Origin of the sequence: Ihubacter sp. rT4E-8, from assembly GCF_049852125.1 — a bacterium.
GTDB lineage: Bacteria > Bacillota > Clostridia > Peptostreptococcales > Anaerovoracaceae > Senimuribacter.
On the sequence record NZ_CP187532.1, the window covers coordinates 295,576 to 311,344 of the forward strand.

Sequence of the window (15,769 nt, forward strand, 5' to 3'; positions counted from 1 at the left end):
TTTTACTGGGTCAACGCAACGATTCATAGAAAAGATTAAAAAATCTGCGCAAGCGATTTGAATGGGAGGCGGAAGATGCAATTTCTGAGTTCTCTTGCAGAGCTAAGTTTCATACAGCCGTCTAACGAGAAGGAGATTAATAAATAAAATACGAAAAAAACGATGGAATTTCAAAAAAACATTGACATTGACTTTCGGTTGATGTACACTTAATAGGCAACTTTATGATTATACATAACAGAGCTGGAATTCTCCGGCTCTGAATTTTGAGTTAAAACGGAGGACAATCGAATGAGAGTGAAAGTTACGTTAGCCTGCACTGAGTGCAAGCAGAGAAACTACAATACGATGAAAAATAAAAAGAACGATCCTGATCGTATTGAACTGAAGAAGTATTGCAAATTCTGCAAGAAAGAAACTCTTCACAAAGAGACGAAATAAGGAGAGATTATCATGGCAAATAAAGACCAGGCAAAGAAAGCTGCCGCAAAGGTCAAAAAGAGCGGCGGCGCAAAGGAATATTTCAAGGGAATCAAACTTGAAATGGGCAAAGTCGTATGGCCAACCAAAAAAGAACTGGCTTCTTTTACAGCAGTTGTAATCGCTACCTGCGCTGTTTTTGCGCTGGGATTCTGGCTCATCGATTCAGGAGTTCTGGCTGCGCTTAGAGCAGTGCTTGGAGACAAGTTAAACTAGTTTAGAAGAAGGTACGGAATATGTCTGAATTTGAAAATACAAATGCAGCTTCCCCTCTTTTGGGCGAAGGCGTGCGAGGCGACGGCCAAGCTAAATGGTATGTGGTCCATACCTATTCGGGTCACGAAAACAAGGTAAAAGTGAATATCGAAAAGATGGTGGAGAACCGTGGAATGCAGGATTTAATTCTGGACATCATCGTGCCGACAGAAGACAGAGTTGAGATCAAAGACGGTCAGCGTAAGATAAAAACCAGGAAGATGTTTCCGGGTTATGTAATTATAAAGATGATTGTTACCAACGAGTCCTGGTATCTTGTAAGAAATACACAGGGTGTCACAGGGTTTGTAGGTCATGGCTCCGACCCTATTCCTCTTACCGATGAAGAAGTAGCTCGGATGGGAATAGAAAAAGTATACATCGATCTGGATGTGGAAGTGGGAGATACAGTACGTGTCATCAGCGGACCTTTCGAGAGCTTCATGGGTGAAGTGATGGAGATCAGCCAGGAGAAACAGGTACTGACAGTCAAAGTTTCCATGTTTGGTAGAGATACACCGGTTGAACTCGAGTTCGGCCAGGTAGATAAACTATAGCGCAGCTATAAGAAAGGAGAAGAAGGATGGCTAAGAAAGTTGACGGTTATATCAAACTTCAGATAGCAGCCGGTAATGCGACGCCAGCGCCTCCAGTAGGTCCTGCACTTGGTCAGAAGGGTGTAAACATTATGGACTTCTGTAAGCAGTTCAATGCAAGAACCCAGGACCAGCCGGGCATGATCATTCCAGTAGTTATTACTGTATATGCAGACAGATCTTTCACCTTTGTGACAAAGACACCGCCTGCAGCAGTATTGCTGAAAAAAGCTGCTGGTTTGGACGCAGCGTCTGGAGAACCTAATAAGAAAAAGGTTGCTACTCTGACTTATGCACAGGTAGAAGAAATCGCCAAAACAAAGATGCCGGATCTGAATGCAGCATCACTTGAAGCAGCTACTGATATGATCAAGGGAACTGCAAGAAGCATGGGCATTGTTGTAGAAGGCTAATCAGATGGGAGATCGGGTGAAAAAGACCGGTTGTTAATACCACAAGGAGGTAGAACATTATGCCAAAGAGAGGCAAAGGGTACAAAGAGGCAGCTGCCAAATTTGACAAGGCACAGCTGCATGAAGTAACTGAGGCTATGAAGTTAGCTTGCGAAACTTCAAGAGCAAAATTTGATGAAACCATCGAGGCACACATTAAACTGGGTGTAGATGGCAGACACGCTGACCAGCAGGTTAGAGGCGCGATCGTGCTTCCAAACGGAACTGGTAAGAGCGTAAAGGTATTAGTATTTGCTAAGGGGCCTAAGGCTGAAGAAGCTGAAAAAGCAGGCGCGGATTATGTAGGAGCGGAAGAAATGGCTCAGAAGATTCAGACTGAAAACTGGTTTGACTTCGACGCAGTCGTTGCAACTCCTGATATGATGGGCGTTGTTGGTCGTCTTGGTAAGGTACTGGGACCTAAGGGTTTAATGCCTAACCCTAAATCAGGAACCGTAACTATGGATCTGGAGAAAGCATTAGCCGATATCAAAGCTGGTAAAGTTGAATATCGTTTGGATAAGCAGAACATCATTCACACACCGATCGGCAAGGCGTCCTTTGGTCCGGAAAAGCTGGAAGAAAATTTCAGAGCGCTGTTGGAGGCAATTGTAAAGGCTAAACCGGCTACTGCGAAAGGTCAGTATTTGAGAAGCGTTACTGTTGCAGCGACCATGGGCCCTGGAGTAAAAGTAAATCCAGCCCTGATCGGTTAATCGAAAACTTAATTTAGAGAGTTAACCGTAGACAGCGGGTGTCGTAAGACTTAATTTCCCGCCGAGGTACAATATATAGATATTGACCCTGTCTGCGCGGCAGGGTTATTTTATTATGGCGTACCAGATTCGTAAACTGCATGGCGGTTTACAGAAAGGAGATCGATTTAATGTCAGTAGAAGCAAAACAGCAGAAGCAAGTTATCATTGACGAGATAAAAGCAAAGTTAGAAAATGCTCAGTCAGCAGTGGTAATCGATTATATGGGAATTAACGTAGCTGAAGCGGACGCTATGAGAAAGAAACTCCGTGAAGCGAACGTAGACTATACCGTTTATAAGAATACTCTCATCAAGAGAGCAATTGAAGGAACCGATTACGCGCCGTTGGCAGAGGTTCTCGACGGACCGAGCGCAATCGCAATCAGTACCGAAGACGCTACCGCCCCGGCAAGAACACTCAACGAGATCATTAAGCAGTACAAGAAGATGGAGTTCAAAGCAGGTGTTGTCGAAGGCGCTTATTATGATAAAGCAGGCATCGAACAGATTGCAGATATCCCATCCAGAGATGTACTCATTGCGAAGTTTATGGGAAGCATTCAGTCACCGGTTGGCAAATTTGTCAGAACTCTGGCGGCTATTGCAGAGGAAAAGGAAGCGTAAGTAAGAATTGCTTGTCTTTTTCGCCCACGGCAGTGGGAATGTGTGCCTGATGTCAGGCGCATCATATCGAATGTAATGAAATAAAAATAAAGGAGAAAAGAAAATGAATAAAGAACAGATCATTGAAGCTATCAAAGCGATGTCCGTTTTAGAGTTAAACGAATTAGTTAAAGCTTGTGAAGAAGAGTTTGGCGTATCCGCAGCAGCTCCAGTTGCAGTAGCAGGTGCAGCAGCAGGTGGCGCGGCAGAAGAAGAACAGACTGAATTTAACGTAGTTCTGGCTGAAGTTGGTTCCGAAAAGATTAAGGTTATCAAGGCTGTAAGAGAAATTACCGGTCTGGGTCTGAAGGAAGCAAAAGAAGTTGTTGACGGCGCTCCTTCCAACATCAAAGAAGGCGTTGACAAGGCTGAAGCAGAAGCTATTAAAACTCAGCTGGAAGAAGTTGGAGCTAAGGTTGAACTGAAATAGTTTGAATTCAATAGTAACTTTGAGAGGTTTGTTGCATTAGAACTTATTTAATGCGGCAGGCCTCTTTTTATGGGAAAAATTGCAGAAGTTATGGGGGTTTGCAAGCATGTCGGCAATCTAAAAAGGTGGCCAAAATGTAACGAAATACATAGGATGGATATTGACAAAAATGCATGGGGAGGGGTATAATATCTGTGATAAATTTATATGAAGATATAAGAACAATGAAGGAATGAGGATAGAGAACGTGATTGACAACACGGGACATAAAGCTGGCAGTCTGTTAGAATATTATAAGGCTGTTCTGCTGCTTCTTGCTTTATTCATGTTAACTTTTATAGGTGTGGGCAATATTACATTTGTTGCCCTGATTGGACTGATTCTCTGTATTGCAGGAATTGGTCAGAAAATAATCAGGATAGATGTATGGATAGTAGCGCCGTTGCTTATGTATAACGGGATAAGCATGGTGTCTTCTTATGTCACGTATGGTAATATTTATGATGGTTTTGCACCGATGCAAATGATATTGCTTACGATATATCTTTTGGCAGGCAGTCTTGGCAGCGGTGAAATACGTTGGCTGAAACGAGCGAGTGTTGTTTGGGCTGCAATTGTATCTACGGTGGGTATCTGCGAGTTTGTTTACCTTGCGATAGTGCAGAGCGCATCGAGAATGGAGAGCATCATGGGAAATCCTAATGCTCTTGGGATTTTTCTTGTTATTGGTTGGTTTGCATTGATGGACTGCAATGAGGAGCAGCCCATAGGAAAATATAGAAATAAACTATTTTTGCAGAGCTTAGAACCGATCTTGCTGTCTGGCCTTGCATTGACGCTTTCCATGGGCAGTTTTGTTGCTATGGCAGCAGGCGTTGTAGTGATGGCCTTGTACGAAAAACGTCGCGCTTCATGGCAGAAGACACTGGCGTACATAGGCAGAGTTTTAGCAAAGGCAAGCTATGGCATGGGCATCGGCATATTGATGTACATTGCGGCGGACAAGACGGATGCGCCTTGGCTGTGTCTTGTTCTGTTAATATATCTTGTGGCGGCGGCTTTATATTGGCATAGGTTTGAAGACTTTCTGACCGCGTATAAAGGAATGGCGAATATAATTGCTGCGTCGGGACTAGTGGTAGCTGTAATGGCGGTACTGATCAGGCCTAGCGCAATCAGTACGTTTGCAGAACGAATTGAAATGATTCGTAACGGTTTGGGATATATTACAAAGAACCCGTTGCTTGGAATAGGACCTTATCAATGGCGAGTATTAAATTTGTTTGACGGCGATAAATACTTTAACACGTGGCACATACACAATGCTTTGATTCATGTTGGCGTTGAGCTTGGACTTGTAGCAATGGCTATGCTGGTCATAATAGTGATAAGGTTTTATAGGAAAAAAAGCAGCGCTGTGCAAAAATCTGAGTTTACTGCATTTTTTGTGCATAATTTGATAGATGCCAGCTTCTTTTATTTGAGCATTGTATCATTGGTAATAATGACGGAGAAAGATACAGAGAATAGTGCAACTGCCATAAGCGGTATTGCAACGAAGCTGTTCTTCGGCGGAATTGCTGTTTTATTCGCCTATTTTCTATACTGTTCTTTGATTTGACGCGATAGAGGTGTGGTAAGATGCAATTGAAAAAGGCAAAAGAGGGATTCTTGCCGGTATGGATACTGTTAGCTGTTTTTTTCGTGCTGATAGTAGTCGTCTTAGCTTTGTACTTTATTTCAGCGGCAGGATTGCCTGATAATGTAGGCCGAATATTGAGTGAGGAAGAACAGATAGAGGTTATAGAACGAAACAGTCCGCTTACGGAATACGTTTATCTTACAAAAAATGCTGATTTTCCGAGGAATGGGAAAATAGAGAAAATTACAATTCATCATATGGCGGGAAATTTCAGTTTGGAGAGACTGGGAGATTCGTTTGCGCAGAGAGATAGAAGGGTTTCGGCTAATTACGGTATTGACAGCAACGGCAGGATTGCTCTTTATGTAGAAGAGGGTAACAGAGCCTGGACCTCAAGTAATAAGGATAATGACGATGCGGCAGTAACGATAGAGGTTGCTAACGACCAAATTGGAACGGATTGGCATGTTAGTGATGCTGCGTATGAAGCCTTAATAAGGCTGTGTGTAGATATATGTAAACGAAATGATATTCCGGAACTAGTATTTACAGGAGATGCTGAAGGCAATCTCACATTGCACAGCATGTTTTATAAGGAGACAGAGTGTCCAGGACCATATTTGACCAGCAGAATGCCGGATATTGTTAACAGAGTAAATCTCGAACTGAAAAGCAATTGATATTATAACTATTTTGAATAATGTGTGCAGACGCATTATATATAGATGGCGCTTCGATAAGCGCTGTCAAAAAATCATAAGGAAAGGAGTTTTTAACGATGTTTAAGAAAAATGCAAAAACGTTTTTCTCTGCTGCCATACTTGTTCTGACAGTCGCTTTAGCGGGAGTGGTTGTATATGCATACGACCTTGGTGATCTTGGTGCTCATGGCATATATGCTCCGCTGAAGGTTGAAAAGGTTTGGAATGATAAAGGATATGAAAAAGAACGTCCAGATTCGATAACCTTTAATGTTGCTGTTGAGAGCGGCGGCGGTTCGTATGGGACAACGTATTCCATTGGGGAGAAAGATGGATGGCGTTGGTCAACCAGCGGCAATCTTCTTGGAAACCCTTGCCGGGTTTCTGAGATACCAATGGTGGGATACCGAACAGGATATGAGATTTCACCGGATGGTAATGGATATAAGGTGACTATTACCAACACATATGATCCGACGAAATATACTGTAACGTATCACGATCTTTTGAAGAAGGAGCAGTTGGTGGAAGGTGAAGAACCGTTTGCAAATGAGGCACATAAAGACCTGAGATATAATTCTAAAACACCGGATTATAATGATGGAAATGCGCCGCAGCATACGGGATACAACTTCCAGGGATGGTCGAAGTATGAAGACTATGCTTGGCCTTATATGGATTCAATCGTTCAAAATGATCAGGACTATTGGGCCATTTGGACTAAGACATACACCATAACCTATGTAGATGGTGTAGAGGATGAGGAAGTCTTTGCTGATCAGAAGCATCCTGTTGAAGTCAAAGTTACACCGACGCTTGACCGTTATGTTTATACACCGCGCTTCGAAGGCGCTAACGGAAGTCGTGAACCAGCTCGTGAGGGATATGAGTTTACTGGTTGGACGCCTAAAGTCGACACTTTCGTGACGGGAGATAAGACGTATACTGCAACCTGGAAAAAGACGGATAAGAAATACACCGTCACCTATAAGGATAGTTTGACAGCAGATGAGTTGAAAGAAGGAGAAGAACCGTTTGAGACGGAGGTTCACAAGGACATTCTTCACAACGCGAGAACGCCGGAGTATAACAACGGTATTGAACCAAAGCACGAAGGATATAAGTTTGCTGGTTGGTATCCGACAGTATACGACTATGTAACAAAAGATATGACCTATGAAGCATGGTGGGTGGAAGCGTATACTGTAACGTATACGGACGGTGTTGAAGATGAAGAAGTTTTCGAGGATCAGGTATATCCTAATTGTGGATATGGCGACGAGACACCGGCATTCCATTGGAATCCTGTAACGCGTATGTTTACGGCTGCAAGTGGTGAGACCGCGGATATTCCGGTTCGTGAAGGATATAAGTTCACGGGTTGGACTCCAGAAGTTGATCCTTATGTATATGGAAACGCTGTTTATACGGCCACCTGGGAAAAAGATAAAGATCCGGAACCGACTACGCCAACTACACCGGTTACACCGATTTATTATACTGTAACCTATACGGACGGCGTAGAGGGTGAAGAAGTCTTTGCTGATCAGGTTACAGATAAGCTGGTCTATGGAACCAAGACGCCGGAATTCGCAGGCGAGCCGCTTCGTGACGGTTATACCTTTGAAGGATGGACGCCGGTTGTAGCTGACTTGGTAACGGGTAATGCAATTTATACTGCGACATGGAAACCGGTTGAGAATCTGGATGAACCGGATGTTCCATTGAGCCCGGGCATTACACTGCCGCCGGATGAATTTCTGGACGATCCAGAAACGCCGCTTGGTCCAGCGCCGAAGCTGACTGACGATGTCGATGATCCGGATCAGCCGAAGACAGGTGATGAGATGCCGCTTATGGATCTTGCAGGCATTATGATTATTGCCATTGGCGCTTTAGGAGCAGTCTGTCTGACAAGAAGAAAACACTCTTAATAAGTAATAGACGAGGATGACAGAATCCTCATTCGATCCATGGAAAGGAGCTGTGAGCAGGAAAGCTGCGAGCGGCTTCTTTTCATTTTCCCTTGTTCCGAAGCTTTTGAGGATAGAATGCTGTGATCTATTGATCAAAAACCAAAATATTTCCAAAATTGCTTGACAAGTTGACTTGTTCATGGTATCATAATAGACTGCCACGCAAATGTAAACTGTTGAATATAAGGAGTGATAAACATGCCAAAACCTATTAAAGTAGGTAGAAAAGAACGTATGACTTTCTCTAAAATCAATGAAGTTGGCACTATGCCGAATTTGATTGACATTCAGACGAGTTCTTATGACTGGTTCGTGAAAGAAGGTCTGCGGGAAGTCTTTGACGACATCTCCCCGATAAGAGATTATGCAGATAATCTTATTTTAGAATTCATTGATTACTCCCTGAACGACCCTCCGAAGTATGAGCAGGAGGAGTGCAAGGAGAGAGATGTAACATACGCAGCTCCACTGAAAGTCAGAGTACGACTTGTAAACAAGGAAACAGGTGAAGTAAAAGAACAAGAGGTATTTATGGGAGATTTCCCTCTGATGACAGAGAAGGGAACTTTCATCTATAATGGCGCGGAACGTGTTATCGTAACGCAGCTGGTTCGTTCTCCTGGACCTTATTACAGCGTAGAGACGGATAAATCCAACAATAAGCTCTATTCCACGCAGATCATTCCGAATCGTGGGGCATGGCTGGAATATGAGACTGACTCCAATGAAATTATCTCTGTCAGAGTTGACCGTACCAGAAAGCAACCGCTTACTACGTTGCTGCGAGCTTTGGGAATATCCTCTGATAAGGAGATCATAGATATCTTCGGCGAAGATAACAGATTGCTGAAGACATTAGAAAAGGATACTACCAACGATTACGAAAGTGGTCTGAAGGAAATATATAAGAAGCTGAGACCTGGCGAACCGCCTACTGTAGACAGTGCAAAGTCTCTGCTTAATTCGCTGTTTTTTGACGCAAAGAGGTACGATCTGGCCAAGGTGGGCAGATATAAGTATAATAAAAAACTGGGTTTAGCCAACAGACTGGCTGAAGCGGTAGCTGCACAGGACATTATCGATCCGAATACAGGGGAAATTCTGGCAGAGGCAGGTCAGAAAATCAGCAGAGCTCTGGCGATGCAGATCGAAGATGCAGGCGTAGATTTTGTGATGGTATATGCCAGAGATGACGAAAGCCGTACAACGAAAGTGATCGGTAACCGTTTTGTAAGGCTTGCTAACTATGTGGAATTTGACGTTACAGAATTAAAAGTAGCAGATAAGGTGTTTTACCCTGTTCTGATGGAGATCTTGCAGCAGTGTGAAGATCAGGAACAGTTGAAAGAAATGCTGGTTGAAAGAAAAAACGATCTGTCGCCAAAGCACATTATCATGGAGGACATCATCGCCTCTGTCAGCTATATTCTGAATTTGAATTATGGTATCGGTAATACTGATGATATCGACCATCTGGGCAACAGACGTCTGCGTACTGTAGGTGAATTGCTGCAGAACCAGTTCCGTATTGGTCTTGCCAGGATGGAAAGAGTCGTAAAAGAGAGAATGACCATTCAGGATATCGAGGTTACTACGCCGCAGGCTTTGATGAATATCAGACCTGTTACAGCTGCGATTAAGGAATTCTTTGGAAGCTCCCAGCTGTCTCAGTTTATGGACCAGAACAATCCTCTGGCGGAGCTGACACACAAGAGAAGACTGTCGGCGCTTGGACCTGGCGGTCTTTCCAGAGAAAGAGCGGGCTTCGAGGTACGTGACGTACACCATTCACATTACGGCAGAATGTGTCCAATTGAAACGCCGGAAGGTCCGAATATCGGTCTGATCGGATCATTGACAACCTATGGAATTGTCAACGACTATGGATTCATTGAAACACCGTATAGAGTTGTAGATAAGGAAACAGGTATCGTAACGGATAAAATTCGTTATATTACAGCTGATGAGGAAGAATTGTTGATTATCGCACAGGCCAATGAACCTCTGGACGAGGAAGGCCATTTTGTCAACGCCAAGGTTGCTGCCAGAGGTGTAGGCGGAGAAATTGCTATGTTTGCCAGAGAAGTGGTAGATATGATGGACGTATCGCCGAAGCAGGTAGTATCTGTAGCGACAGCGATGATTCCTTTCCTGGAAAATGACGACGCGAACCGTGCGTTGATGGGTTCTAACATGCAGCGTCAGGCAGTACCACTTTTGGTATCGGAAGCGCCTTTTGTCGGAACAGGTATGGAATATAAGGCGGCAAGAGACTCCGGGGTTGTAATTCTGGCGAAACATGCCGGTACGATTGAGTTTGTCGATGCTGAAAGAATTGCGATCAGGAGAGACGAAGATAACGGCCTGGATGAATATAAGCTGTTAAAGTTTAAACGGTCCAATCAGGGAACATGTATTAACCAAAGACCGATTGTCAGCCATGGTGAACACGTGGAGACCGGTGAGGTTATCGCTGACGGACCTTCTACAGATATGGGTGAAATCGCATTGGGTAAGAATTTGCTCATCGGTTTCATGACATGGGAAGGCTACAACTACGAGGATGCTATTATCCTGAATGAAAGACTTTTGATGGAAGACGTGCTGACGTCTCTGCATATCGTAGAGTACGAGGCGGAAGCCAGAGACACTAAGCTTGGGCCTGAGGAGATCACCAGGGATATTCCTAACGTAGGTGACGACGCTCTGAAGGATTTGGATGAGGAAGGCATTATCCGCGTTGGAGCGGAGGTTGAAGCTACCGACATTTTAGTAGGAAAAGTTACACCGAAGGGTGAAAATGATCTAAGCGCCGAAGAACGTCTGTTGAGGGCAATCTTTGGAGAAAAAGCAAGAGAGGTAAGAGATACTTCCCTGCGCGTACCTCATGGCGAAACAGGTATCGTAGTGGAAGTGCGTATCTTCTCCAGAGAGAATGGCGATGAATTACCGCCGGGTGTAAATAAGCTAGTTAGATGCTATATTGCAACAAAGAGGAAGATCAACGTCGGCGATAAGATGGCCGGACGTCATGGAAACAAGGGTGTTATTTCCCGAATTTTACCGGAAGAAGATATGCCGTTTAAGGAAGACGGAGAACCGCTTCAGGTTATGCTGAATCCTCTTGGCGTACCTTCTCGTATGAACGTCGGACAGGTGCTGGAGGTTCATTTGGGACTGGCCGCGAAGACAAAGGATTGGTATATTGCTACACCGGTATTTGACGGCGCCACGGAGAAGGACATCAGAGAGCTGCTGGTCGACTGCGGTTTTTCAGAAACAGGTAAGCTGCGACTTCGAGACGGTCGTACCGGTGAATGGTTTGACAGTCCGGTTACCGTAGGATATATGTATATGCTGAAGCTCCACCATTTGGTAGACGATAAGATTCACGCCAGAAGTACAGGTCCGTATTCTCTGGTAACGCAGCAGCCGTTGGGTGGTAAAGCACAGTTTGGCGGACAGCGTTTTGGAGAAATGGAAGTATGGGCGCTGGAAGCTTATGGCGCGGCATATACCTTGCAGGAAATTTTGACGGTGAAGTCTGACGATATTGTAGGTAGAGTACAGACTTATGAAGCCATCGTCAAAGGTGAGAATATTCCGGAACCTGGAATTCCTGAGTCTTTCAAGGTATTGATTAAAGAAATGCAGTCTCTGGCGCTGGATGTCAGGGTGCTGACCGAGGATAATGAAGAAATTCAGATTAAGGAAGTATCTGAATATGACGATGTTTCCGGTATTGACGGAATCATGGAAGTTGATACAGAGCTTGAGGAAAGTGAAGAAAAATTGTTTGCAGAGGGCTTTACTGAAGAAACCCCCGATGACGACGATATGATGGCAAGTAACTTTGCAGATGATGAGTTATTTTAAGAAAGGGGAGAAAATCTTTGACTGAGAATGTAAATAGAACCACAAACAATTTCGAATTGCATAATTTCGAATCTTTACAGATCAAACTGGCTTCCACAGAAAAGATTCTGGAATGGTCACACGGCGAAGTTACGAAACCGGAGACGATCAATTACAGAACGCTGAAGCCGGAAAAAGATGGCCTTTACTGTGAGAGGATTTTCGGACCTACAAAAGACTGGGAATGCCATTGCGGAAAATATAAGAGAATCAGATATAAGGGAATTGTTTGTGACCGCTGCGGCGTAGAGGTTACAAAAGCCAAGGTAAGACGTGAGAGAATGGGTCACATTAAGCTTGCGGCGCCGGTTTCTCATATTTGGTATTTTAAAGGGATTCCATCCAGAATGGGACTTATTCTGGATATTACGCCTAGAAATTTGGAAAAGGTACTGTATTTTGCAGCCTATATCGTTACAGATCCGGGCGAAACAGATTTGGGATACAAAGAAATCCTGACGGAGATGCAGTACAGAGAAGCTAAGGATAAGTATGGAAGCAGTTTTAAGGCGGCTATGGGAGCTGAGGCTGTCAGAGAGCTTTTGTCTCAGATTGATCTGGACGCTTTGTCTGCTGATCTGCGTGAGAAGCTGAAAGGCGCTTCCGGACAGAAGAAGATTAGAATCGTCAGACGTCTGGAGGTGGTAGAAGCGCTGCGAATCTCCGGAAACCGTCCTGAGTGGATGGTGTTGGAGGTTATTCCTGTAATTCCACCGGATCTGCGCCCTATGGTACAGCTGGATGGCGGCAGATTTGCAACATCGGATTTAAACGATCTGTATAGAAGAGTTATCAATAGAAATAACAGATTAAATCGTTTGCTGGAGCTCGGCGCGCCTGATATTATCGTTAGAAATGAAAAGAGAATGCTGCAGGAAGCAGTTGATTCTCTGATTGACAACGGTAGGAGAGGAAGACCGGTTACCGGTCCTGGTTCCAGACCTCTGAAATCCCTGTCCGATATGCTAAAGGGTAAACAGGGAAGATTCAGACAGAATTTACTGGGTAAGCGTGTTGATTACTCGGGACGTTCTGTAATCGTTGTTGGACCGGAGCTAAAATTCTATCAGTGCGGCTTGCCTAAGAAAATGGCGCTGGAGCTTTTCAAGCCTTTCATTATGAAGGAGTTGGTAGAGCAGGGATATGCTCATAACATCAAAAACGCTAAGAGAATGGTAGAAAAGGTACGGCCGGAAGTCTGGGATGTACTGGAAGACGTCATCAAAGAGCATCCGGTTATGCTGAACCGTGCACCGACGCTGCACCGCCTGGGTATTCAGGCGTTTGAGCCGGTTTTGGTCGAAGGCAAGGCTATCAAATTGCATCCGTTGGTATGTACCGCGTTTAACGCTGACTTTGACGGCGACCAAATGGCTGTGCATCTGCCGTTGTCCGTAGAGGCTCAGGCGGAAGCAAGATTCCTGATGCTGTCTGTCAATAATATTTTGGCGCCAAAGGATGGTTCGCCGATCACTACGCCGACGCAGGATATGATTCTTGGAGCATACTATCTGACTTACCCTGGTACCTGCAAAAAGGTAGAGGTTATCAATGGTAAAGAGAAGGTATCCTACGATAAAGATGAGTTTAATGACAAAAAAGCTGCGGATGCTCACAAAGCCGCAGGCTATGAGCGCGTGCCTGAAAGAGGCGATGGCAAAGTCTTTACCGATCTGGATGAGATGCTGATGGCGTATCAGGATGATATTATTGATATTCACGCTAAGGTTAGAGTGAGAATGTACAAGGATGAAAATGATCACAGAGGACATCTGGTAGAGTCCACTGTAGGCAGATTCATTTATAACCAGCAGATTCCACAGGATCTGGGATTTGTTGACAGGGATACAGATCCATATTCCCTGGAAGTTGATTTCCTGTGTGATAAGAAGAAGCTGGGAGCGATCATTGATAAGTGCTATAAGGCGCACGGCAATACCGGAACGGTTATTATGCTTGATTATATCAAGGATATGGGCTATAAATATTCTACGAAAGCCGCCATTACGATCGGTATTGACGATATGAAGATTCCTGATAATAAGTGGGATATCGTAGCAGAATCCCAGAAGGAAGTCGACAAATATGAAAAAGCGTACAGAATGGGCTTGATCTCCAATTCTGAAAGATATGATAAGGTTATCGAGATCTGGAATAAAACTACAGATGATGTTGCGGACGCGCTGATGGATTCACTGGAGCCACAGAATAATCTGAACATCATGGCTACGTCCGGCGCTCGAGGCAGTAAAAATCAGATCAGACAGGTTGGAGGCATGCGTGGTCTGATGGCTAATGCAACCGGTAAGACCGTAGAAATTCCAATTAAGGCGAATTTCCGTGAGGGACTTTCCATTTTGGAATACTTCATTTCGTCTAATGGCGCTCGTAAAGGTCTTGCTGATACAGCACTTCGTACAGCAGACTCCGGCTACCTGACCAGACGTTTGGTCGACGTTTCCCATAACGTTATCGTCAGAGAATTTGACTGCGGCACTGACGAGGGCGTGGAAGTAAGAGCTTTCACTGACGGTAAAGAAGTTATTGAGCCATTGAATCAGCGTATCGCAGGAAGAACCGCGCTGCTTGACATTGTAAATCCGCAGACTGGAGAAATCATTGTTGAACAGGGCGAAGAAATCAGTGATGAACAGGCTATGGACGTAGTAAACTGCGGAATTGAATCCGTAGCGATCCGTTCCGTTATGACTTGCCATTCCAGAACAGGTATCTGTGCAAAGTGTTACGGAAGAAATCTGGCTACCGGAGAGGAAGTAAACATTGGTGAAGCGGTAGGTATCACAGCGGCACAGTCTATTGGTGAGCCGGGTACGCAGCTGACCATGAGAACATTCCATACCGGCGGTGTAGCAGGTTCTGATATTACACACGGTTTGCCGAGAGTTGAGGAATTGTTCGAGGCAAGAAAGCCAAAGGGACTCGCTGAGATTTGTGAAGAAAACGGCCGCGTTATCGATATTCAGCCGAGAACGGATAATAAGACAGAAGTTACGGTTAGAGGCGATAGCGGTCAGGATCAGGTATATATCGTTCCTTACGGCGCAAGATTGGCTGTAAAGAAAGACGATTACGTTCTGGCAGGCGGTAACATTACCAGCGGTCCTTTGAATCCGCACGATATTTTGCGGTTGAACGGCGTAGAGGGTGTATATCAGTATCTGTTGAAGGAAGTACAGCGTGTATATAAGAATCAGGGTGTAGATATCAATGACAAGCATGTCGAGGTTATCGTCAGCCAGATGCTGTCTAAGTTCAAGATTGAGGATGCCGGCGATACAGATCTGCTTCCAGGCGGACTCTACAGCAAGTTTGAGATACAGGAAGCCAATGCGGCAGTTGAAGACAGCGAGGGAGAACCGGCGAAGGCGAAGCAGATGCTGCTTGGTATTACAAAGGCTTCCCTGGCAACCAACTCATTCCTGTCCGCTGCATCTTTCCAGGAAACTACACGTGTTCTCACTGATGCTGCGATCAAAGGCAAGAATGATAAGCTGATGGGCCTGAAGGAGAATGTTATCATCGGTAAGCTGATTCCTGCAGGAACTGGCATGAAACGGTATAAGAATATCGGTCTGGATTACGGCGTCAATGAGGAATTCATGCGAGAGTATGAACGTTATCAGGAAGAAGCAGCCGCGGCTGAGGAGGCTGAAGTATTGATTGAAGATGAAGATATGGATGCTGATACAGTCGGAATGGAAGCAGAACCACAAGATATCGAGGATAGAGAGATTGAAGGCGTTACTTTAGCTGAGGAAATGCCTGAAATTGTTGAATTTGAGTAAGATTGATGTAGAATCAGCTTGCACTCAGGCATAAAATGTGATAAACTAATCGTTAGTTTCGAGTTAATTTGGCCCTAAATTTACTTTAGGGTCAAT

General features: G+C 44.5%; 12 protein-coding genes and 1 other annotated feature. All 12 genes read left to right on the forward strand.

From position 1 onward, the window contains the following. Nucleotides 1–291 precede the first annotated feature (291 nt). On the forward strand, nucleotides 292–441 hold the full coding sequence (gene rpmG, locus ACPW7J_RS01375) for a 50S ribosomal protein L33 (RefSeq protein WP_034813889.1): 150 nt from the start codon (nucleotides 292–294) through the stop codon (nucleotides 439–441). Between the two features lie 12 nt (nucleotides 442–453). Continuing rightward, on the forward strand, nucleotides 454–696 hold the full coding sequence (gene secE / locus ACPW7J_RS01380; RefSeq protein WP_424960510.1) for a preprotein translocase subunit SecE: 243 nt from the start codon (nucleotides 454–456) through the stop codon (nucleotides 694–696). Between the two features lie 20 nt (nucleotides 697–716). Beyond that, nucleotides 717–1,292: a transcription termination/antitermination protein NusG gene (gene nusG, locus ACPW7J_RS01385; RefSeq protein WP_424960509.1), complete on the forward strand. Its 576-nt coding sequence runs from the start codon at nucleotides 717–719 to the stop codon at nucleotides 1,290–1,292. A gap of 26 nt (nucleotides 1,293–1,318) precedes the next feature. After that, nucleotides 1,319–1,744, forward strand: coding sequence for a 50S ribosomal protein L11 (rplK, locus tag ACPW7J_RS01390; RefSeq protein ID WP_161875482.1), 426 nt, complete (start codon nucleotides 1,319–1,321; stop codon nucleotides 1,742–1,744). A gap of 59 nt (nucleotides 1,745–1,803) precedes the next feature. Then, nucleotides 1,804–2,499, forward strand: coding sequence for a 50S ribosomal protein L1 (rplA, locus tag ACPW7J_RS01395; RefSeq protein WP_161875481.1), 696 nt, complete (start codon nucleotides 1,804–1,806; stop codon nucleotides 2,497–2,499). Between the two features lie 7 nt (nucleotides 2,500–2,506). Continuing rightward, nucleotides 2,507–2,622: a sequence feature (ribosomal protein L10 leader region), on the forward strand. A 47-nt stretch (nucleotides 2,623–2,669) separates the two neighbouring features. Then, a complete protein-coding gene (gene rplJ / locus ACPW7J_RS01400) occupies nucleotides 2,670–3,164 on the forward strand; it encodes a 50S ribosomal protein L10 (RefSeq protein ID WP_161875480.1) in 495 nt (164 codons plus the stop codon). A gap of 103 nt (nucleotides 3,165–3,267) precedes the next feature. After that, nucleotides 3,268–3,633, forward strand: a complete 366-nt coding sequence (gene rplL / locus ACPW7J_RS01405; protein ID WP_161875479.1) for a 50S ribosomal protein L7/L12 — start codon at nucleotides 3,268–3,270, stop codon at nucleotides 3,631–3,633. 247 nt (nucleotides 3,634–3,880) lie between these two features. Then, complete coding sequence (locus tag ACPW7J_RS01410) at nucleotides 3,881–5,254, forward strand: O-antigen ligase family protein (protein ID WP_425756054.1); 1,374 nt, start codon at nucleotides 3,881–3,883, stop codon at nucleotides 5,252–5,254. A gap of 20 nt (nucleotides 5,255–5,274) precedes the next feature. Then, nucleotides 5,275–5,955, forward strand: a complete 681-nt coding sequence (locus tag ACPW7J_RS01415; protein WP_425756056.1) for a peptidoglycan recognition protein family protein — start codon at nucleotides 5,275–5,277, stop codon at nucleotides 5,953–5,955. A 98-nt stretch (nucleotides 5,956–6,053) separates the two neighbouring features. Next, the gene (locus ACPW7J_RS01420; RefSeq protein WP_425756057.1) at nucleotides 6,054–7,910 is read left to right on the forward strand and encodes an InlB B-repeat-containing protein; all 1,857 of its coding nucleotides are present in this window, start codon (nucleotides 6,054–6,056) and stop codon (nucleotides 7,908–7,910) included. Nucleotides 7,911–8,150: 240 nt separating this feature from the next. Then, on the forward strand, nucleotides 8,151–11,828 hold the full coding sequence (gene rpoB, locus ACPW7J_RS01425; RefSeq protein WP_425756059.1) for a DNA-directed RNA polymerase subunit beta: 3,678 nt from the start codon (nucleotides 8,151–8,153) through the stop codon (nucleotides 11,826–11,828). Between the two features lie 17 nt (nucleotides 11,829–11,845). Further along, nucleotides 11,846–15,673 carry a DNA-directed RNA polymerase subunit beta' gene (gene rpoC / locus ACPW7J_RS01430; RefSeq protein WP_161875475.1) on the forward strand — a complete coding sequence of 1,276 codons (3,828 nt, stop codon included), beginning with the start codon at nucleotides 11,846–11,848 and terminating at the stop codon, nucleotides 15,671–15,673. Nucleotides 15,674–15,769 lie beyond the last annotated feature (96 nt).